This window comes from Streptomyces sp. NPDC048442 (genome assembly GCF_040651475.1).
Taxonomy (GTDB): Bacteria; Actinomycetota; Actinomycetes; order Streptomycetales; family Streptomycetaceae; genus Streptomyces.
On the sequence record NZ_JBEZKB010000019.1, the window covers coordinates 90,897 to 111,262 of the forward strand.

Below are 20,366 nucleotides of genomic sequence, written 5' to 3' on the forward strand. Positions count from 1 at the left end.
GAGCCGCTGAGCCCGCGCCTGTCAGTGCCCCGTGCACAGCCCGCACAGCCCGCACAGCCCGCCCGCGATCCGAGAGACCGATGGAACCGACCGAAGCGACCCTGCCGCTCTTCGACGAGGAGCCCGCCCGGCCACTGGCCGACCGCCTGCGCCCCACCCGGCTGGAAGACGTCGTCGGGCAGGACCATCTGCTGGCTCCGGACGCCCCGCTGGGCCGCATGGTCGCGTCGCAGCGCCTCGGCTCCGCCGTCCTGTGGGGACCGCCCGGCGTGGGGAAAACGACCATCGCCCGCCTCCTCGCGGACGGCAGCAACCTGGCTTTCGAACCGGTGTCGGCCACCTTCTCCGGCGTGGCCGAGCTGCGCAAGGTCTTCGCCGCCGCCCGCAGCCGGCGCACCATCGGCCAGGGCACCCTGCTGTTCGTCGACGAGATCCACCGCTTCAACCGCGCCCAGCAGGACAGCTTCCTCCCCTACGTCGAGGACGGCACGATCACCCTGGTCGGCGCCACCACCGAGAACCCCAGTTTCGAACTCAACGGCGCCCTCCTCTCCCGCACCCAGGTCCTCGTCCTCAAGCGCCTCGACGAAGCCGCCCTGTCCACACTCCTCGACCGCGCCGAGGACCTCACCGGCCACCGGCTGCCCCTTAACGACGACGCCCGCCGCGCCCTGATCGCCATGGCCGACGGCGACGGCCGCTACCTCCTCAACATCGCCGAACAACTCCAGGCCCTCCCCGCTGTCGAGCTCCCCCTGGACACCGCCGCGCTCGCCCACCACATCCAGCAGCGCGCCCCGCTGTACGACAAGGCGCAGGAGGGCCACTACAACCTGATCTCCGCGCTCCACAAGTCGATGCGCGGCTCCGACCCGGACGCGGCCCTGTACTGGCTCGCCCGCATGCTCGACGGCGGCGAGGACCCCCTGTTCGTGGCCCGCCGCCTGGTCCGCTTCGCGAGCGAAGACATCGGCATCGCCGACCCGCACGCCATCCAGCAGGCCCTCGCCGCCTGGGACGTGTACGAGCGACTCGGCTCCCCCGAGGGCGAGTTGGCGATCGCCCAGGCCGTCGTCTACCTCGCCACCGCCCCCAAGTCCATCGCCGTCTACCGCGGCTTCAACACCGCACACGCCGCCGCCCGCCGCACCGGCTCACTCATGCCGCCCGCCCACATCCTCAACGCCCCGACCCGGCTGATGAAGGACATCGGCTATGGCAAGGACTATCAGTACGACCCCGACACCACCGACGGCTTCTCCGGCGCCGACTACTTCCCCGACGGCATGGACCACGAGACGTACTACCGGCCCACCCGCAACGGCTACGAATCCCAGATATCGGAGCGCCTGCGCCACTGGGCCGGCTTGCGCGCTCGTAGGCGCAGCGACTGACGAGGACGTATGGGCAGCGGGCAGAGCCGTGAGCTGACGTGGCGTGGCGCACTTTTGCAAGCAGGCGCTTGCAAAAGTTAGCAAGGGGGGTGCACCATCGGGGCATGGCATCACTGAACGTCGGCAATCTCGGGGAGTACCTGCGCGAGCAGCGGCGCAACGCGCAGCTGTCGCTGCGCCAGCTCGCCGAGGCCGCCGGGGTGTCCAATCCGTACCTCAGCCAGATCGAGCGCGGCCTGCGCAAGCCGAGCGCGGACATCCTGCAGCAGCTCGCCAAGGCGCTGCGGATCTCCGCGGAGACGCTGTACGTCCAGGCCGGAATCCTCGACGAGAAGGACCGGGACGACCTGGAGACGCGTGCCGTCATCCTGGCCGACCCGTCGATCAACGAGCGGCAGAAGCAGGTGCTGCTCCAGATCTACGAGTCCTTCCGCAAGGAGAACGCGGCGGAGAACGCGGCGGAGAACGCGGCGGAGAGTACGGAACAGAGCGTGCAAGAGAGCGCGACCGGCGAGGCTTCCGCGAACGCGGTGCCCGATGCCGACAGTGATGCCGTCCCACCCTCACACTGATGCGATCCGGGAGGACCACAGTTATGGCCATCAGCGATGACCTGCGTAAGAACCTCGCCGACCCGACCCCCCTCTACTTCGTCGCCGGTACGGCGGACCTCGCCGTGCAGCAGGCCAAGAAGTTCGCCGACGAGGCGCCGGAGCGCTTCGAGAAGGTGCGGCAGACCGACCCCAAGGCCGTTCAGGAGAAGGTGACTTCGCAGGCCAAGGAGGCGCAGGCCACCCTGCAGGCGAAGTTCGCCGAGGTGATCGGCTCCTTCGACACCGACCTGAAGAAGCTGGGCGAGACCGCCCAGGACCTCGCGCTGCGGGGCGTGGGCGTGGCCGCCGAGTACGCGGTCAAGGCCCGTGAGACGTACGAGAAGGTCGCCGAGCACGGCGAGCAGGCCGTGAAGGGCTGGCGCGGCGAGGTGGCCGAGGAGATCAACGAGATCGCCGTCGCGGTCGAGCCGGACCCGGAGCCGAAGCCCGCGGAGTCCGAGGCCGCAGAGGCCAAGACGGACCCGGCGCCGAAGAAGGCCCCGGCGCGCAAGGCCGCGGCCAAGAAGACGACGCCGGCCGCCGAGGAGAAGTAGTCACGCGTACGAAGGTGCGTGGGACACGACGGGCCGGATCGCCGCAAGGGCGTCCGGTCCGTCGTTTCGGTACCTTGGCAAAGGCGGTCACGAGGCGGTCGAACCGGATGAGGCGGTGCTCAGTATGTTGCGTGAGGGATTCGATGTCGGGCTGATGTTCGTGGTCGGTCTGGTCTTCCTTGTCACGGCGGTGGCCGCGCTGATCATGGCCGCGACGGCGCGTGGCGATGCGTACCGGGCCGCGGACAAGCAGTCCAAGAACTTCTGGCTGGTCATTCTCGGCATTACCGTCGTCGTGAACCTGGTGGTGCCGATCCTGTTCCTGCAGATCGCGGGTCTGGTCGCGTCGATCGTCTTCCTGGTGGACGTACGGCCCGCCCTGCGCCAGGTGTCCGGCGGCGGCGGTGGCCGACGCGGCGGCAGCAGCAGCGACGGGCCGTACGGGCCCTACAACGGCGGGCGCTGAGCGGAGGGCCGCGACGGTCTGCCGCGGTCCTTGGTCTTTCCGCCACCGCCGTCCCGGCCGCCGTCCCGGTTGCCGTCCCGGCTTCCGGCCTCCCGGCTGCTGGCCTCCCGGTCGAGGAGGAGGACGGCGACGTCGTCCGTCAGCTCGCCGCCGTTCAGCTCGCGTACGCGCGTGACAGCGGCCTCCAGGAGCTCCTCGCCGCGCAGCCCCTCGGACAGCAGACGGTTGACCATCGCGACCATGCCGTCCTGGCCGAGCCTGCCGGGGCTGCCGGTGCCGTCCGCTCCGGCGATCCGGCCCTCGATCAGACCGTCCGTGTACATCAACAGGCTCCAGGCACCGCCCAGTTCGACCTGCTGACGCGGCCAGCGGGCACGCGGCAGCAGGCCGAGGGCCGGGCCGCCGTCGGCGTACGGCATGAGCTGGGCGAGCTGTCCCCTGCGGGCGATCAGCGGGGCCGGGTGACCGGCCAGGCACAGGCCGGCGCGGCGGCCGTCCGGTGCGATGTCGACCGTGCAGAGCGTCGCGAAGATCTCCTCGCTCTCCCGCTCGTGCTCCAGAACGCGCTGGAGGGTGGAGAGCAGCTCGTCCCCGCACAGGCCGGCGAAGGTCAACGCCCGCCAGGCGATGCGCAGTTCCACACCGAGGGCGGCCTCGTCGGGGCCGTGGCCGCAGACGTCGCCGATCATCGCGTGGACGGTGCCGTCCGGAGTGCGGACCGTGTCGTAGAAGTCGCCGCCGAGCAGCGCGCGGGAGCGGCCGGGGCGGTAACGCGACGCGAACTTCAGGTCCGACCCGTCCAGCAGCGGCGTCGGAAGCAGACCGCGCTCCAGCCGGGCGTTCTCCTGGGCGTGCAGCCGGGACTCGGCCAGTTTGTACGAGGCGGTGTCGGCGCGCTTGCGCTCCACCGCGTACCGGATGGCGCGGCTCAGCAGCCGGCCGTCCAGCTCGTCGCGGAACAGGAAGTCCTGGGCGCCCGCCCGGACCGCCTCGGCGGCGTGCTCGGCCCGGTCGGGCGGGGTCAGCGCCAGCACGGCGTGATGGGGCGCCATCCGCAGTACGTCGCGGAGCGCACCCAGCGGACTGCCGCCGTCGCCGCTCCCGTCGCCGTTCTCGCTGTCCTCGCGGCACTCCGCGCAGGTGCCGCAGCCCGGCAGCGCCAGGTCGAGCAGGATGCAGTGCACGTCGTCGGTGAGCAGCCGGCCGGCCTCGGTGAGGTTGCGGGCGGTGCGGACACGGACGCGGGGACCGCCTGCGGATTCGAGCAGGTCCGGCACGGCGAAGGCATCCGCCGGATCGTTCTCGATCACCAGCAGCGTGAGGTCGGTCGGCTGCTGGGGCGCGGTGTGCTGAGGGCCGGCCTGACCGCTTTCCACGGCGGGCACTACTCTCTGCCGCGGTATGGGTACGGGCATCGGTTCGGTTCCTTCCCTCCCCCCGAGGGCGCGGTGGGACGCCGAACGACGCCCCGCCAAACGGGGACCTTAGCGGTACCGGGCGCCGCAACGGAATGCCGTTCACGATTCCGCACCGGTCATATGCCGACCGTCTTCACCGCCCCCGGCCAGGCATAAGCCGCGTCCCACCACGGATCCGGCACGCTCCCCCCGCCCCACACCCCATGACAAAGATCACCCCCGCACGACCCCCCGCCGCTCGGGTCCGAGGGCCGCCCCTGGCCCCCGTCACTACCCCGGCCGCACCACACCCAATATCGGCATGGACCCCGCCCCCGCAATCGTCACAGTCCGCCCCGGCCTCGGTGCGTGCACGATCGCGCCGTCGCCCACGTACATCCCCACATGGCTCGCGTCCGAGAAGTAGATGATCAGGTCCCCGGGCCGCATGTCCGCCACCGAGACCCTCGGCAGCAGCCGCCACTGCTCCTGCGACGTCCGCGGTATCCCCCGGCTCGCCGACGCCCACGCCTGCTGGGTGAGGCCCGAGCAGTCGAAGGCGTCGGGTCCCTCCGCGCCCCATACGTACGGATCACCGATCTGGTCCGTCGCGTAGGCCACCGCCTGCTTGCCCTGTGCCGTCGCCGCCGCGCCGCCCCTGCCGCCGTTCTTCAGCGCGCCGGAGTTCAGCCAGGTCGTCTGCGAGCGGTACTGCTCATCGCGCTCCAGCTCCAGCAGCCGGGTGCGCTCCTTCTTCTCCAGGCGGGCCTCCAGCGTCTCCGCCGCGGCGATCTGCTTCTTGACTTCCTTCTGTGCCTTCTCCTTGCGCTTGCGGTTGGCCTCCAGCTTCTGCCACTCGCGGCCGGCGTCCTGGGAGTACGTCCGCAAGTCCTCCTGGGTCCTGGTCAGTTCGCCCAGCATCCCCTTGATCGCGGCCTGGCCCTGCTGCATCCGGCCGGCGCCCTGGAGGAAGAAGTCCGGGTCGCCGCTCAGCATCAGCTGTGCGCTCTGCGGCACCCCGCCCGTCCGGTACTGCGCGCGGGCCTGTGCGCCCAGGCGGTCCTTGAGGGTGTTGATCCGGTTCTCGCCCGAGACGATCGACTTGGCCAGCTTCACGATCTCGCCGGACTGGTTCTGCGTCTGATCCTCCGCCAGGTTGTAGGCGTCGGTGGCGACCGCGGCCTTGCGGTACAGCGCGTCGATTTCTCTTCGTACGTCGTTCAGGCTCTTGTCGGCATCGCCCCCGGCCGCGGGCGGCGGCTCCGGGGCGGCGGACGCCTGCCCCGGCAGCACCAGCACGCTCAACGCGCAGACCAGCGCTATGGCGGTCGTGAGGCTGAGCCCACGGCTGCGCCCACGTCCGCGCCCACGGCTGCTGCCAAGGGTGCTACTGCTGCGGTCCCTGCGGCTACTACGGCTTCGGTTCACGAGCTCCCCCCGGAGCGAGTCAGAATCTGATTTACCGTCAGTAACTTGGCGGTGCTTGCGCGATGCTGCCACGCCTCCCGCAAAAGCGACAGAGGCGGAAACAGCATCCCCTCACAACCCCCAAGAACCTTCCGGCCCTTCCCTGCACACCCCTCCGACGAACGAGATCGATTTCCCGTTCCCCGAATTCCGCCCACCGCGGCAATGACCTGCCTTGTTCACCGGTACGTGGTCTTCCGTCACCGGTACGAGGCGTTCCGCGGGGCCAGCGCCTCCCAGCGCACGGTCACCTCGCCCTGCCGCCAGCGCCGCTCCCCGTCCGCGGCCGCATGCCCGGCGGGGGAGTGCGGCCCGGTCAGCGGCCAGTCCGCCGACAGGTCCCGGGCGGCCCTGATCCACCGCTGTCGCGCGCCCAGCGACGCGTACGGCGCGGCCGCCGCCCACGCCCGGTCGAAGTCCCGCAGGAACGCGTGCACCGGCTCGCCCGGCACGTTCCGGTGGATCAGCGCCTTCGGCAGCCGCTCCGCCAGGTCGGACGGCCGGTCGAGGGAGGCCAGCCGGGTCGCGAAGGTGACCGTTCGCGGGCCCCGCGCCCCCAGCGCCACCCACACGTGCCGCCGCCCGATCTCGTCGCAGGTCCCCTCCACCAGGAGCCCGCCCGGTGCCAGCCGGTCGCAGAGCCGTTCCCAGACGGCGGCCACCTGCTCCTCGTCGTACTGTCGAAGTACGTTCGCCGCCCGGATCAGCATCGGCCGCCGGCCGCCCTCCAGGGGCACCTCGAAGCCCCCGTGCCGGAAGGTCAGCCCCGGCCGCTCGAACGGCTTCGCCCCGGCCACCCGTGCGGGCTCGATCTCAATACCGGTCACTTCGACGGCGGGCGCCGCCGTCCGCAGCCGCCCGAGAAGCTCCACCGCCGTCCACGGCGCGGCCCCGTACCCCAGGTCGACGGCGACCGCACCCTCCGTACGGTGCAGCGCCGGGCCGTGCACGGCGGCGATCCAGCGGTCCATCCGCCGCAGCCGGTTCGGGTTGGTGGTCCCGCGGGTGACGGCGCCGACGGGGCGCGAGGAAGAGGTGCGGGAGGCCATGGAACGAGCCTAAGCGGCGCCGGGCGCACCCGTTCGCCGGGTAATGATTTGGCAAAACGGAAATGGACCGCGGAATTCCACTGTTCTCCCCCTTCGGAAGGCCGCACCGCCCCCGCTCAGCCCTGCCCAGAACCTGCCTGCGAGCAGATGTCTCCGCATCAGTCGAGGAGGACCGTCGACGTGAGCCAGTACGTCTCCCGACTCACCGGCACACTGGCCGCGGCGGCCCCGCCCCGCCTCCGCCTCCCCGGCGCAGCCCGCAAGCCCCGCCGTATCGCCATGCTCAGCGTGCACACCTCGCCGCTGCACCAGCCCGGCACCGGCGACGCGGGCGGCATGAACGTCTACATCGTCGAGCTCGCCAAGCGGCTCGCCGCGATCAACATAGAGGTGGAGATCTTCACCAGGGCCACCACCGGCGGCCTGCCCCCGAGCGTGGAGCTCGCCCCCGGCGTCCTGGTGCGCCACATAGACGCCGGGCCGTACGAGGGCCTTGCCAAGGAGGAGCTGCCCGCCCAGCTCTGTGCCTTCACCCACGGCGTGATGCAGGCCTGGGCCGGACAGCGCCCCGGCTACTACGACCTGGTCCACTCCCACTACTGGCTCTCCGGCCACGTCGGCTGGCTCGCCGCCGACCGCTGGGGCGTCCCCCTCGTCCATGCCATGCACACCATGGCCAAGGTCAAGAACGCCTCCCTCGCCGAGGGCGACACCCCGGAGCCCGCCGCCCGCGTCATCGGCGAGACCCAGATCGTCCGCGCCGCCGACCGCCTCATCGCGAACACCGCCGAGGAGGCCGACGAGCTGGTCCGCTTCTACGAGGCCGACCCCGGCCGGGTCGCCGTCGTCCACCCCGGCGTGAACCTGGAACGCTTCCGTCCGGCCGACGGGCGCGCCGCCGCCCGCGACCGGCTCGGGCTGCCTCAAGAGGCGTTCGTACCGCTCTTCGCCGGCCGCATCCAGCCCCTCAAGGCCCCCGACATCCTGCTGCGCGCCGTCGCCGTCCTCCTCGCCGACGACCCCTCGCTCCGTACGAAGCTGGTCGTGCCGATCGTCGGCGGCCCCAGCGGCTCCGGCATGGCCAAGCCGGAGAAGCTCCAGAAGCTTGCCGCCCGCCTCGGCATCGCCGACGTCGTCCGCTTCCGCCCGCCGGTCGGCCAGGACCGCCTCGCCGACTGGTTCCGCGCCGCTTCCGTCCTCGTCATGCCGTCCTACAGCGAGTCCTTCGGGCTCGTCGCCATCGAGGCGGAGGCCACCGGCACACCGGTCGTCGCCGCAGCCGTCGGAGGCCTGCCCGTCGCCGTACGGGACGGGTCGACCGGCTTCCTCGTGGAGGGGCACGACCCGGCCGCGTACGCATGCGCCCTGCGCCGCTTCATCGACCACCCCGCACTCGTGAGCAGCATGGGTGCGGCAGCCGCCCGACACGCCCAGGCCTTCGGCTGGGACACCGCAGCGTCGGCCACCGCGGACGTCTACACCGCGGCGATGCACGAACACCGCCGCCAAGTACGCTCGCACCATGGCTGACACGGCGCGCACTGTTGACGCACGGGACACCCTCGAAGCGACCCTCAAAGAGGCCGAGCTGGAGTGGGAGAGCCCCCGGCCGGGCTCCTACGTGGTCAAGCTCCCCGGCACCCGCAAGCTGTCCACCACGGTCTCCCTGATCCTCGGACAGCACTCGCTCTCGCTGAACGCCTTCGTGATCCGCCACCCCGACGAGAACCACGAGGCCGTCCACCGCTGGCTCCTGGAGCGCAACCTGCGCCTGTACGGGGTGAGTTACGCGATCGACTCCCTCGGCGACGTCTACCTCGCCGGAAAGCTGCCCCTGGCGGCCGTCACCCCCGACGAGATCGACCGCCTCCTCGGCTCCGTCCTGGAGGCGGCCGACGGCAGCTTCAACACCCTCCTGGAGCTGGGCTTCGCCACCGCCATCCGCAAGGAGTACGCCTGGCGCGTCTCGCGCGGCGAGTCCACCCGCAACCTGGACGCCTTCGCGCACCTGACGAAGCCGCGCGACTGACGCACGCGGTTATGCGGCCGGCGTGACCTCCGTCGGCTTCGCCACCGCGCCCTCCTCCGGTACGGAGACCCGCTCGACCGGCGCCGCCTCTTGAGGCAGGTTCCGCATCAGCAGCCCGTACCCGCCGGCCGCCACCATCCCGATCACCGCGCACACGCCCCACAGCCACGCGGAGCCGAACCGGTCGATCACGAAGCCGCCCATCAGCGGTGCGGTCAGTGCCGCCACCGCCCACGACATCGTGTACATGCCCTGGTAGCGGCCGCGCCCGTGCACCGGCGAGAGCCGGACCACGAGCCCCGTCTGGACCGGCGAGCTGATGATCTCGGCCAGTGTCCACACGCACACGGTCAGGGCGTACACCCCGAGCGATCCGGCGAAGGCGGTCAGCCCGAACCCGTACCCCGCGAGCAGCGACGAGACGATCAGCAGCCGGCGCGGGTCGCGGTGCTCGATGAACCGGGTGACCGGGATCTGGAGCGCCACGATCAGCACGCCGTTGACGGCGATCGCGGTACCGAAGTCGGAGCTGCTGAACCCGTCCGTGCCCATCGCCACCGGCAGCGCCACGTACCCCTGCTGGAAGATCAGCGCCACCAGGAACGAAAGACCCACCACGCTCATGAAGCGCCCGTCGCGCAGCACGGTCCCGAGCCCGACCACCGGTTCGGCGGCCTTTTCGGCGACCGTCCGCTCGGGCCGCGACTCCGGCAGCTTCAGGAACACCACCGCCGCGCAGACCAGCGTCATCGCCGCCTCTATGAGGAAGCCGGCGCGATAGCTGTATTCGGCGAGGAAACCGGCACCGGCCGACGAGACCGCGAACCCCATGTTGATCGCCCAGTAGTTGAGCGAGAACGCCCGCACCCGGTCCTCGGGCTTCACGATGTCCGCCATCATCGCCTGCACGGCCGGCCGCGACGCGCTGCTCGCCATGCCCACCAGGAAGGCGACGGCGGCGATCGCGACCGGATGCTGCACAAAGCCGAGGAGCGCGACGGAGAACGCCATGGACGTCTGCGCGATCAGCATGGTGGGCCGCCGCCCCAGCCGGTCCGCCAGCACACCCGCACCGAGCGAGGAGACGACACCGCCGAGCCCGTGCAGAGCCGCCACCAGTCCCGCGTACGTGGCCGAGTAGCCGCGGTCCAACGTCAGATACAGGGCCATGAAAGTGGCGACAAAAGCCCCCAGACGGTTCACCAAGGTGCTCGTCCAGAGCCACCAGAACTCCCGGGGAAGCCCCGAGACGCTCTCGCGCACGACACGCCTCAGACCTGCTGCGGACATGGGCGGCCCCCCGAGGGCGTAAGTGGCTCACTGGACAGGTGCAACTTACGTACGCGGTCGTCCCGGTCGCTACTCAATTGACGCGGACCGTCAATTCACGCGCGTACAGGTGCGCGCGTGGACGGCTGAGCGGGGTACCCCGAATGTCCATTAGGCTCGTACGCATGGCCGACGCACCGTACAAGCTGATCCTCCTCCGCCACGGCGAGAGCGAATGGAACGCGAAGAACCTGTTCACCGGCTGGGTGGACGTCAACCTCACCGAGAAGGGCGAGAAGGAGGCAGTGCGCGGCGGTGAGCTGCTCACGGCCGCCGGCCTGGTCCCGGACGTACTGCACACCTCGCTCCAGAAGCGCGCCATCCGCACCGCCCAGCTCGCGCTGGAGTCCGCGGACCGCCACTGGATCCCGGTCCACCGCAGCTGGCGCCTGAACGAGCGCCACTACGGCGCCCTCCAGGGCAAGGACAAGGCGCAGACCCTCGCCGAGTTCGGCGAGGAGCAGTTCATGCTGTGGCGTCGCTCGTACGACACCCCGCCGCCGGTCCTGGCGGACGGCGCGGAGTTCTCGCAGTCCGACGACCCGCGCTACGCCACGATCCCCTCGGAGCTGCGCCCCCGCACCGAGTGCCTCAAGGACGTCGTCGAGCGCATGCTGCCGTACTGGTACGACGGCATCGTCCCGGACCTCCTCGACGGGAAGACCGTCCTGGTCGCCGCCCACGGCAACAGCCTCCGCGGCCTGGTCAAGCACCTCGACGGCATCTCCGACGAGGACATCACCGGCCTGAACATCCCGACCGGCATCCCGCTCTACTACGAGCTCGACGCCGACCTCCGCCCCGTCACCAAGGGCGGCAAGTACCTCGACCCGGACGCGGCCGCCGCGGCCATCGAGGCCGTCAAGAACCAGGGCAAGAAGAAGTAGCCCACCCGCCCGTACGACGAGGGGCCCGGTCCGCGCGGTGCGGGCCGGGCCCCTCCTCGTCGTTCGGCAGGCGGTCAGCCGCAGCCGCCGCCGCACTGGCAGGAGCCGCCGGACTGGCAGCCGCACTGGCAGCCAGGACCGCAGCCGCAGGAGAGCGCCCCGCCGGTGGGGGCCGTCACCGCGGGGGCGGTGGGAGTGGGCAGAGCCATGGGTCCTCCTCGAAGGCGCGGCGGGGGATCGGCCGTACGGCCGCCCCTCACCCATTGCATGCCCATCCGGCGGGCGCATCAACAGCGCGTGGAGGCACGGGAGTTGATGCGCCGGGCGAGGTGTCGCTCCGTTACGCCTGCGCGGAGTTGTCCTGCGCCGCCTGGATCTCGTCCGCGTGCTCGCCCGTCACCAGGTAGACGACCCGCTTGGCGACCGACACCGCGTGGTCCGCGAAGCGCTCGTAGTAGCGGCCGAGCAGGGTGACGTCGACGGCGGTCTCGATGCCGTGCTTCCAGCGGTCGTCCATCAGGTGCTGGAAGAGCGTGCGGTGCAGCAGGTCCATCTCGTCGTCGTCCTGCTCCAGCTGGAGCGCGAGGTCGACGTCCTTGGTGATGATGACCTCGGCCGCCTTCGCCATCAGGCGCTGCGCCAGCTGCCCCATCTCCAGGATGGTCGCGTGCAGGTCGTTCGGCACGGCCTTGGCGGGGAAGCGCAGCCGGGCCAGCTTCGCCACGTGCTGGGCGAGGTCGCCCGAGCGCTCCAGGTCCGCGCTCATCCTCAAAGAGGTGACGACGATACGGAGGTCGGTGGCGACCGGCTGCTGCCGGGCGAGCAGGGCGATCGCACGCGCCTCCAGGTTGTGCTGGAGGTCGTCGACCTTCTGGTCGGCGGCGATCACGCTCTCGGCGAGCTTGAGATCGGCATCGAGCATGGCCGTGGTGGCGCGCCCGATGGCCGAGCCGACGAGGCGGGCCATCTCGACCAGGTCCTCACCGATCGAGTCGAGTTCCTCGTGGTACGCGTCCCGCATGGGGTTCCTACTTCCTGAGTGTGGCCGGCTGCAGGGGAGTGCAGCGGTGATTCCGGGGTCTGGCGGGGCTCCGGCCCCCACGCTCCCAGCATTCGTGCGCCACGCGTCCGGTTCCGGCCGCCGAAGTGAACCAGTGCGGTCCCCTCGGTGAACTCTGGGCGACGAACGTTCGAGCTGACACCCATTCGCTTGGGGCTGTGTCAGTGACCAGGCATAACCTTGTGCACATGGACGTGAACGCGGCGGTCGCCGCAGCAGCAGCGATGGCCGGTCTCTGCACCGGCATCATCGCCATGCTGGCGTTCCGCTGGAGCGAACGCGACCAGAAGCGACCCACCAGGTCCGCACTGCGGACCGAGGTGAGCGCCACGCTGCCGCCAGGGGTGGACACCGTCCTCTCCGTGCTCCGCTCGTCCGCGGTCGTTCTCGACGAGAGCGACAACGTGGTGAAGGCCAGCTCGGCGGCGTACGCGCTGGGCCTGGTCCGAGGCGGAAAGCTGGCAGTCGAGCCGATGATGCACATGGCTCGCGACACCAGGAGGGACGGCGAGATACGCCAGGTCGAGCTCGACCTGCCACGCCGGGGCACCGGCCGGGGCGAGGCCCTCGCGGTGTCGGCCCGGGTCGCGCCGCTGGGCTCCCGCCTCGTACTGCTCCTGGTGGAGGACCTGACGGAGGCCCGTCGTATCGAAGCCGTACGACGCGACTTCGTCGCCAACGTCAGCCACGAGCTGAAGACCCCGGTGGGCGCGCTCTCGCTGCTCTCCGAGGCCGTCATGGACGCCTCCGACGACCCGGAGGCGGTCACCCGCTTCGCCGGCCGGATGCAGATCGAGGCGACCCGCCTCACCTCACTGGTCCAGGAGCTCATCGACCTCTCCCGGGTGCAGAACGACGACCCCTTGGAGGACTCCGAGCCGGTCCGGGTGGACGAGCTGGTCGCCGAGGCGATCGACCGCAGCCGGCACACCGCCTCCACCAAGCAGATCACCATGCAGGCCGGCGGCACCTCGGGCCTGCACGTCTGGGGCAACCGCGGCCAGCTCGCCGCCGCCCTCGGCAACCTCGTCGAGAACGCCGTCAACTACAGCTCCGCCCGCACCCGGGTGGGCGTCGCCGCCCGCCGGATCTCCGCACCGGGCGGCGACCTCATAGAGATAGCCGTCACCGACCAGGGCATAGGCATCTCCGAGCGCGACCGCGAGCGGGTCTTCGAGCGGTTCTACCGCGTCGACCCGGCCCGTTCCCGCGCCACCGGAGGTACGGGCCTGGGCCTGGCCATCGTCAAGCACGTGGCCGCCTCGCACGGCGGGGAGGTCACCGTCTGGAGCTCGGAGGGACAGGGCTCCACCTTCACCCTGCGGCTGCCCGAAGCGGGCTCCGTCAGGGAGGCCAGGGTGGAACACACCCCCGGCCGCCCCCTCGTCGGCCCCGACGACGTCGACGCGGTCGAGGACTTCGAAGACGAAGCCCCGGCAGCCGACAGCACGTACCGGACCACGTACAAGACCACCAAGACCCCCATCCGTGAGAACACCCCTGCCCCGGAGGTCCTTCCGTGACCCGAGTGCTCGTCGTCGAGGACGAGGAATCCTTCAGCGACGCCCTGTCCTACATGCTCCGCAAGGAGGGCTTCGAGGTGGCGATCGCGGCCACCGGCCCCGACGGCCTCGACGAGTTCGAGCGCAACGGCGCCGACCTCGTCCTGCTCGACCTGATGCTGCCCGGCCTGCCCGGTACGGAGGTCTGCCGCCAGCTGCGCGTCCGCTCCAACGTCCCGGTGATCATGGTGACCGCCAAGGACAGTGAGATCGACAAGGTGGTCGGGCTGGAGATAGGGGCCGACGACTACGTCACGAAGCCCTTCTCCTCCCGCGAGCTGATCGCCCGCATCCGCGCCGTACTGCGCCGCAGGGGGGAGCCGGAGGAGGTCACTCCGGCGGCCCTGGAGGCGGGCCCGGTCCGGATGGACGTGGACCGCCACGTCGTCACGGTCTCCGGCGCCAAGATCGACCTCCCGCTGAAGGAGTTCGACCTCCTGGAGATGCTGCTGCGCAACGCGGGCCGTGTGCTGACCCGTATGCAGCTCATCGACCGGGTCTGGGGCGCGGACTACGTCGGCGACACCAAGACCCTCGACGTCCACGTCAAGCGCCTGCGCGCGAAGATCGAACCGGACCCGGGCGCCCCGCGCTACCTGGTCACGGTGCGCGGCCTGGGCTACAAGTTCGAGCCGTAAGCCCTGCCCGTGCACAGACGACGAGGCCCCCGCCAGATCCTGGCGGGGGCCTCGTCACATCCGGTGCGTCAGTGACCCGCGGGGGACGCGGGCGAGGACGCGTTCTTGTCCGGGGTGCCCGACTGGCCGGTCTTCGCCGGGCTGCCCGACTGGCTGCCGCCCGGCGTGCCGGTGGCGGAGCCCGTCGGCGTGCCGGCCGGGGCGGTCGGCGTGCCCGACGGGGCGGCCGGGACCTTCTCCGGGCCGAAGCCCTCGAAGTAGCCGGTGGCCGGGACGACGAACGCGCGCAGCGTCACGTTGCCGGTCTCGCTGAAGCTGAAGGTGACCGGCTGGGCGTTGCCGTTCTGGGCGGACTCGCGGCCGTCGGCCACGACGGCCGAGGCGTTGTCCTTGCCGCCGATGACCACGGAGCCGCCGGCCGGAACGGTGATCTTTCCGGTGCTGCCCTTGGCCGGGGTGAGCTTCACCGCGGCGCTGCTGCCGCCCAGCTTGACGGCGTCGAGGGTCTGCGGCTTGTCGCCGTTGTTGAAGACCGTCGCGGCGACGACCGCGGGACCGGCGCCGACGGCGTTGCCCTTGGTCTTCTCGCGCGGCTGGGTGATCACTGTCGCGTTCTGGATCTTGATCTTGCCGTTGTCGACGGAGATCGCAGCGTTGTCGGGCTTGACGGCCAGCGTCTGGGCATCGTTGCCTGCACCGCAGGCGGCGAGCGAGACGATCGAGAACGCGAGGGCGGTAGCGGCGAGAGTGCCGCGTCGAAGGCTGCGGCTCACGGCGGCGGCAACTCCTAGGACGTAACGGACGGGCGGACTGCACGGCGTGCGAGAACTGCACGGCGCGCAAGAACTGCGTGGTGCGAGAACTGCATGCTTAATGCGCGCTTAGGTTACCGAGCCGCCGACCGGCCTCCGCACCCGACCCGCCCCCGCTCGTGCCCCGCTCACATGCGCCGTCGGCGCAACGATGCGCCCCCGGCGGTCGCAGGGGCGATCAAGGGAGCGCTCGCGAAGTGAACGCGGAAGCGGTTCCGCGGCGATCCCGAGCTGATCCCGCGGCGATCCCGAGCTGATCCCGCGGCGATCCCGAGTTGATCCCGCGGCGATCCCGAGCTGATCACCGAGGTGTACGAAGGCGCGATTTCGTACAGCCTTCAATGGCGCGAAACGTTCGGGCCGAGCGCGGTCGGGGGATATTGCCCGGGGAATGCGAGGCGCGCCGCGGAATTGATCACGGGGCGGATCGCCGGGCGCCCGTGATCAATTCCCGATTGCCGGCGATTGCCGCCGTACGGGTGAGCTATCTCCGAACGGAGTAGACGAAGTTCACCTTGCGGAACCCGGCAAACTGGGACTTCTCGGCCCTGTCCGGGGCTCCGTGATGTGTGTACCGTACGCGTTTCTCTTCGCCCGCAGAGCCGCTCCCACCTGCGAATACCGTCTTCCGGAAGGCTGTCGCAGCACGTTCCTGTTGCAGTTGTCAAGCCCCGAGATATGCCCTGACCTGCGGAAACGCCATTCAGAACAAGCGGTTTCCGTGTTACTCTGGATAGCCACGGAAGGGGTACCTGTCACATGACGTTCAAGGTTGGCGACACCGTGGTCTATCCCCATCACGGGGCCGCGCTGATCGAGGCCATTGAGACTCGCCAGATCAAAGGCGTGGACAAGACCTACTTGGTGCTCAAGGTCGCCCAGGGCGACTTGACGGTTCGTGTACCGGCGGACAATGCGGAGTTCGTCGGCGTTCGCGATGTGGTTGGGCAGGACGGGCTTGACCGGGTCTTCGAGGTGCTGCGGGCACCGTATGCAGAAGAGCCGACGAACTGGTCCCGTCGTTACAAGGCAAATCTGGAGAAGCTCGCCTCTGGCGATGTCATCAAGGTCGCCGAGGTAGTGCGCGACCTGTGGCGTCGTGAGCGCGAGCGCGGTCTCTCCGCCGGCGAGAAGCGCATGCTCGCGAAGGCGCGCCAGATTCTGGTGAGCGAGCTGGCCCTCGCGGAGAACACCAATGAGGACAAGGCCGAGGCCCTGCTGGACGAGGTTCTCGCGTCGTAACTCCACATGCCGGTAACCCGGTGTGTGCGTTGATTTGTTGTGATGCCGCGGTGTCCGTCGATCGACTGTGTCCGCAGTCGGCCGGTGGAGACCGCGGCATCATTTTTAACTTTGAAGATCATTTCCGCGTGCGGTGTGCTTCAGGGCCGATGCGTTCAGTGCCGATGCGCCACCCCGGCCGACTGTCACGGAAGGGTCCGGTCAGGTGCGCCGCGCTCGGCTAGCTGAGGCCATACCCATGTCGGGCGAGTCGACAAACCTCCGGAGAAGCCGATGGCAGCCGAAGAGACCTCTGCACCCACCGAGCCCGGCGGCCGCACCGCCGCGGTGATCCCCGCCGCAGGCCGCGGCATACGTCTGGGACCGGGTGCGCCCAAGGCGCTGCGGACCCTCAACGGGACCCCGATGCTGGTCCACGCCGTCCGCGCGATGGCCGCCTCGCGGGCCGTCTCCCTGGTGGTCGTGGTGGCCCCGGCGGACGGAGCGGGCGAGGTCAAGGCCCTCCTCGACGAGTACGAGCACGCGCTGCCCGAGCGCACCGCGTTCCTGGTCGTGCCCGGCGGCGACACCCGCCAGGAGTCCGTGAAGCTCGGCCTCGACGCACTGCCGGACGACATCACCGCCGTACTGGTGCACGACGCGGCACGTCCGCTCGTCCCGGTGGACACCGTGGACGCCGTCGTCGAAGCGGTACGGGGCGGAGCGCCCGCGGTCGTACCCGCGCTGCCGCTCGCCGACACCGTCAAGCAGGTCGAGCCGCGGTCCGACGGGAGCCCCGAGCCGGTCGTGGCGACGCCCGAGCGGGCGCTGCTGCGGGCCGTGCAGACACCGCAGGGCTTCGACCGAGCCACGCTGGTGCGCGCGCACGGATCCGTAGCGGCGACGGGCGAGGGTGCGACGGACTGTGCGGGCATGGTCGAGCGGATGGGGGAGCCGGTCGTGGTGGTGCCGGGGCACGAAGAGGCGTTCAAGGTGACCAGGCCGCTGGACCTGGTGCTGGCCGAGGCGGTACTCGCACGGAGGAGGGCCAACGATGGCTTCTGAGAAGACCCCTGCCCCTGTCATTCCGCTGGTCGGGATCGGGACCGACATCCACGCCTTCGAGCGCGGGCGCGAGCTGTGGTGCGCCGGGCTGCACTGGGAGAACGAGGAGTTCGGGCTCGCCGGGCACTCGGACGCCGACGTCGTCGCCCATGCGGCCTGCGACGCGCTGTTCTCGGCGGCCGGGGTCGGCGACCTCGGCGCGCACTTCGGGACGGGGCGGCCCCAGTGGGCCGGGGCGTCCGGGGTGACGCTGCTGACCGAGGCGGCCCGGATCGTACGGGCCGAGGGCTTCGAGATCGGGAACGTGGCGGTGCAGGTCGTCGGCGTACGCCCAAAGGTCGGCAAGCGGCGCGAAGAGGCGCAGAAGGTGCTGAGCGCGGCCGTCGGGGCGCCGGTGTCGGTGTCCGGGACGACGAGCGACGGACTGGGCCTCACCGGGCGGGCCGAGGGGCTCGCGGCGATCGCCACCGCTCTGGTCTACCGGGCCTGACCCGAGCCCGGTCCATATGATCCGGGCCTGACCCGAGCCCGATCCGTACGATCCGGGCCTGCCCCGAGCCAGGTCCGTCGATCCGGGCCTGCCCCGGCCGTCCTCTTATTGCATATCGTTTGCACGTACGCTGGTGCCGCAAAGCTGTGGCACGAGTGGAGGCGACCGGTGACTGTGACGACTGCGGTTCGGACGGACGGCCGGGCGCACGTACCCGCACCGGACGGCCAAGCACCCGCACCCGCCGATTACGTGCTGCGGACCGCGACTGCCGAAGACATCGGCGGGGCGCGGGCCGTCATGCTCGACACCGTCTACCGCGACCTGAAGTCCGGTTACGTACCGCGCTGGCACGCGGACATCATCGACCTCGACGGAACGTATCTGCGCCCCGTGCGGCGCACTCTCCTCGTCGTCGAGAAGGACGGCGAGATCGTCGCCACCGGCGCGGTCCGCGACCAGGGACCCCAGTCGCCGCCGAACCCCGAGTGGGTCGCCGCGCGCTTCCCGTCCGGGACCACCGCCCAGCTCTGCCGGATCTACGTACGCCCAAAGCACCGGCGGCACGGGCTTGCCCGCGCGCTCGTGCGGGAACTGCGCGACTTCGTCATGGAGGCCGGCGGGTACGAGTCGGTCTATCTGCACACCGATCCGGCCGTACCGGGCGCCGAGCCGTTCTGGCGCTCGCTCGCGACCGAGGTCTGCGACGAGCGGAAGCTGCCCGGCGGGGGGCAGGGCATCGTCCACTTCGAGCTGCCGCTCGCACAGAAGGCCGCGCACCAGGACTATGTAATCTGACAATCATTTTCAGGTAGAGTCCTGCCATGTCCTTCATACGTCGTCGTGCGCTGCCCCTCGCAGCGACAGCCGCCACGCTCGCCCTGACCGTCACGGCCTGCGGAGGCGGTGGTTCCGGCAGCGCGTCGGGCTCGGGCGAAGGCGGCCGGCTGCGCGTCGCGCTCGCCTTCCCGCCCACGCAGGCCATGTCCCCGTTCGGCGACGACGCGGTGATCCTCAGTCGGCTCGCGGTCGTCGAGGGCCTGACCGCGCTCGGCAAGAACGGCGAGGCCCTCCCCGCGCTCGCCACCGAGTGGAAGCCCGACGGCGACAAGGCCTGGACGTTCACCCTCCGCAAGGCCGTCTTCCAGGACGGCAAGCCGGTCGACGCCGAGTCCGTCGTCCGCTCACTGGCCGCCGCCGAGAAGGCCTCGCCCAAGCCGCGTGTCCTCAGCGACACCGACATCGACGCCAAGGCCGAAGGCGCGCAGCGCGTACGCGTCACGACGAAGAAGGCCGACCCGCTGCTGCCCCAGCGACTGGCCAATCCCTCGCTGGCGATCCTGTCGGCGGGCGCCTACCCGGGCGGCAAGGTGAACCCCGCTGGGCACGCCACCGGCCCGTACACCCTCAGCAAGGTCAACGGAGCCGTCAGCGCCACGCTGACCAGGAACGATTCCTACTGGGGCACGAAGGCCAAGGCACCCGGAGCCGACGTGAAGTTCGTCGCCGACGGCAAGGCGCGGGCGAACGCGCTGCGCGCCGGACAGATCGACATCGCCGAGTACATCCCGGTCTCGCAGGCCTCCCTCCTGGAGGAGGGCCAGGCCCGCGAGGTGCCGACCGCGCGGACCAACAGCCTTTACCTGAACACCGAGAAGGGCCCCTTCGCGGACGCCGGACTGCGGGCCTCCGTACGTACCGCCATCGACAGCAAGGCGCTGGCCGAGGGCGTGTACGAGGGCCGGGCCGACACCGCGCAGGGCCTCTTCGGGCCCGGCGTCGCGTGGGCCGCCAAGCAGCGCGTGCCTGTCGAGGGCCGGGTCGCCGCCGCTACCGAGGACAAGGCCGCGCAGGCCGGGGAGATCGTCCTCGCCACGTACACCAACCGGCCCGAACTGCCCGAGGTCGCCACCGCCGTCCAACAGCAGCTGGAGAAGGCCGGGTTCAAGGTCCGGCAGGACGTACGGGACTACGCGCAGATGGAGGCGGACGCGCTGGGCGGGAAGTTCGACGCGTTCGTCCTGCCGCGCAACACCCTCCTGGACACCGGGGATCCGTCCTCGTACCTGGGCAGTGACTTCACCTGCGCCGGGTCATTCAACATCTCGCAGCTCTGCGACAAGAAGGTCGACGAGGCGGTCGCGAAGACCGTCGCCGCCGTGGACACCCCGGCCAGGCAGGCGGCCGAGATGCGGGCCGAGGCGGCCGTACTGGGTACGGACGCAGTGGTTCCGCTGGTGCACGAGCGGTTCGTGCAGGGGGTCGGCGAGGGCGTCGAAGGCGTCGCGCTCGACCCGATGGAGCGGACGCTGGTCACCGCCGACACTCGTATCGGATGAGGCTGCAGGGATTG

General features: G+C 70.6%; 21 protein-coding genes. 14 read left to right on the top strand and 7 right to left on the bottom strand.

All coding sequences use genetic code 11. The features are described 5' to 3' along the window. The first annotated feature begins 80 nt into the window (after positions 1-80). The 4 genes from AB0D18_RS26350 to AB0D18_RS26365 all read left to right on the top strand — a co-directional run bounded on the left by AB0D18_RS26350 (position 81) and on the right by AB0D18_RS26365 (position 3,007). Positions 81-1,394, top strand: a complete 1,314-nt coding sequence (locus tag AB0D18_RS26350) for a replication-associated recombination protein A (protein ID WP_362423328.1) — start codon at positions 81-83, stop codon at positions 1,392-1,394. 104 nt (positions 1,395-1,498) lie between these two features. Continuing rightward, complete coding sequence (locus tag AB0D18_RS26355) at positions 1,499-1,966, top strand: helix-turn-helix transcriptional regulator (RefSeq protein WP_362423331.1); 468 nt, start codon at positions 1,499-1,501, stop codon at positions 1,964-1,966. Positions 1,967-1,989: 23 nt separating this feature from the next. Further along, positions 1,990-2,541, top strand: coding sequence for a hypothetical protein (locus tag AB0D18_RS26360; protein WP_362423334.1), 552 nt, complete (start codon positions 1,990-1,992; stop codon positions 2,539-2,541). A 124-nt stretch (positions 2,542-2,665) separates the two neighbouring features. Next, positions 2,666-3,007 carry a DUF2516 family protein gene (locus AB0D18_RS26365; RefSeq protein WP_362423337.1) on the top strand — a complete coding sequence of 114 codons (342 nt, stop codon included), beginning with the start codon at positions 2,666-2,668 and terminating at the stop codon, positions 3,005-3,007. Here AB0D18_RS26365 and AB0D18_RS26370 read toward each other — a convergent pair. The 3 genes from AB0D18_RS26370 to AB0D18_RS26380 form a co-directional block, all read right to left on the bottom strand. Next, on the bottom strand, positions 2,989-4,422 hold the full coding sequence (locus AB0D18_RS26370) for a fused response regulator/phosphatase (RefSeq protein WP_362423340.1): 1,434 nt from the start codon (positions 4,420-4,422) through the stop codon (positions 2,989-2,991). The genes AB0D18_RS26365 and AB0D18_RS26370 overlap by 19 nt on opposite strands. 273 nt (positions 4,423-4,695) lie before the next feature. Further along, positions 4,696-5,709, bottom strand: coding sequence for an NlpC/P60 family protein (locus AB0D18_RS26375; RefSeq protein WP_362423342.1), 1,014 nt, complete (start codon positions 5,707-5,709; stop codon positions 4,696-4,698). 362 nt (positions 5,710-6,071) lie between these two features. Then, positions 6,072-6,920, bottom strand: coding sequence for a class I SAM-dependent methyltransferase (locus AB0D18_RS26380; protein WP_362423345.1), 849 nt, complete (start codon positions 6,918-6,920; stop codon positions 6,072-6,074). 180 nt (positions 6,921-7,100) lie between these two features. Here AB0D18_RS26380 and mshA point away from each other — a divergent pair, with 180 nt between their 5' ends. Further along, positions 7,101-8,450 (top strand): D-inositol-3-phosphate glycosyltransferase, encoded by a 1,350-nt coding sequence (gene mshA, locus AB0D18_RS26385; RefSeq protein WP_362423348.1) that lies wholly within the window; start codon positions 7,101-7,103, stop codon positions 8,448-8,450. Continuing rightward, positions 8,443-8,949, top strand: coding sequence for a YbjN domain-containing protein (locus tag AB0D18_RS26390; protein ID WP_362423351.1), 507 nt, complete (start codon positions 8,443-8,445; stop codon positions 8,947-8,949). Before mshA ends, AB0D18_RS26390 begins: the two co-directional genes overlap by 8 nt. 9 nt (positions 8,950-8,958) lie before the next feature. Here the strand turns inward: AB0D18_RS26390 and AB0D18_RS26395 are convergent, their stop codons facing one another. Then, positions 8,959-10,239, bottom strand: coding sequence for an MFS transporter (locus AB0D18_RS26395; protein ID WP_362423354.1), 1,281 nt, complete (start codon positions 10,237-10,239; stop codon positions 8,959-8,961). 164 nt (positions 10,240-10,403) lie between these two features. On the opposite strand from AB0D18_RS26395, the gene AB0D18_RS26400 reads away from it, so the two are divergent. Continuing rightward, positions 10,404-11,165 carry a phosphoglyceromutase gene (locus AB0D18_RS26400; RefSeq protein ID WP_362423358.1) on the top strand — a complete coding sequence of 254 codons (762 nt, stop codon included), beginning with the start codon at positions 10,404-10,406 and terminating at the stop codon, positions 11,163-11,165. A 74-nt stretch (positions 11,166-11,239) separates the two neighbouring features. Here AB0D18_RS26400 and AB0D18_RS26405 read toward each other — a convergent pair whose 3' ends face one another. Further along, on the bottom strand, positions 11,240-11,374 hold the full coding sequence (locus AB0D18_RS26405) for a hypothetical protein (protein ID WP_362423361.1): 135 nt from the start codon (positions 11,372-11,374) through the stop codon (positions 11,240-11,242). Positions 11,375-11,505: 131 nt separating this feature from the next. Next, positions 11,506-12,186: a phosphate signaling complex protein PhoU gene (gene phoU, locus AB0D18_RS26410; RefSeq protein WP_362423364.1), complete on the bottom strand. Its 681-nt coding sequence runs from the start codon at positions 12,184-12,186 to the stop codon at positions 11,506-11,508. A 227-nt stretch (positions 12,187-12,413) separates the two neighbouring features. Here phoU and AB0D18_RS26415 point away from each other — a divergent pair, with 227 nt between their 5' ends. Both AB0D18_RS26415 and AB0D18_RS26420 read left to right on the top strand, forming a co-directional pair. Continuing rightward, on the top strand, positions 12,414-13,748 hold the full coding sequence (locus AB0D18_RS26415; protein WP_362423367.1) for an ATP-binding protein: 1,335 nt from the start codon (positions 12,414-12,416) through the stop codon (positions 13,746-13,748). Beyond that, on the top strand, positions 13,745-14,425 hold the full coding sequence (locus AB0D18_RS26420; protein WP_362423372.1) for a response regulator transcription factor: 681 nt from the start codon (positions 13,745-13,747) through the stop codon (positions 14,423-14,425). Before AB0D18_RS26415 ends, AB0D18_RS26420 begins: the two co-directional genes overlap by 4 nt. A gap of 68 nt (positions 14,426-14,493) precedes the next feature. On the opposite strand, the gene AB0D18_RS26425 is transcribed toward AB0D18_RS26420, so the two are convergent. Continuing rightward, a complete protein-coding gene (locus AB0D18_RS26425) occupies positions 14,494-15,198 on the bottom strand; it encodes a DUF461 domain-containing protein (protein WP_362423374.1) in 705 nt (234 codons plus the stop codon). 798 nt (positions 15,199-15,996) lie between these two features. Between AB0D18_RS26425 and AB0D18_RS26430 the strand changes: the two genes are divergently transcribed. The 5 genes from AB0D18_RS26430 to AB0D18_RS26450 all read left to right on the top strand — a co-directional run bounded on the left by AB0D18_RS26430 (position 15,997) and on the right by AB0D18_RS26450 (position 20,352). Next, positions 15,997-16,479, top strand: a complete 483-nt coding sequence (locus AB0D18_RS26430; RefSeq protein WP_003953493.1) for a CarD family transcriptional regulator — start codon at positions 15,997-15,999, stop codon at positions 16,477-16,479. A 273-nt stretch (positions 16,480-16,752) separates the two neighbouring features. Then, entirely contained in the window at positions 16,753-17,523 is a 771-nt protein-coding gene (ispD, locus tag AB0D18_RS26435; RefSeq protein WP_362423377.1) for a 2-C-methyl-D-erythritol 4-phosphate cytidylyltransferase, read from the top strand. Continuing rightward, on the top strand, positions 17,513-18,013 hold the full coding sequence (gene ispF, locus AB0D18_RS26440) for a 2-C-methyl-D-erythritol 2,4-cyclodiphosphate synthase (RefSeq protein WP_362423380.1): 501 nt from the start codon (positions 17,513-17,515) through the stop codon (positions 18,011-18,013). Before ispD ends, ispF begins: the two co-directional genes overlap by 11 nt. Positions 18,014-18,265: 252 nt before the next feature. Then, entirely contained in the window at positions 18,266-18,811 is a 546-nt protein-coding gene (locus AB0D18_RS26445; RefSeq protein ID WP_362423588.1) for a GNAT family N-acetyltransferase, read from the top strand. Positions 18,812-18,837: 26 nt separating this feature from the next. After that, positions 18,838-20,352 carry an ABC transporter substrate-binding protein gene (locus AB0D18_RS26450; RefSeq protein WP_362423383.1) on the top strand — a complete coding sequence of 505 codons (1,515 nt, stop codon included), beginning with the start codon at positions 18,838-18,840 and terminating at the stop codon, positions 20,350-20,352. Positions 20,353-20,366: the final 14 nt, after the last annotated feature.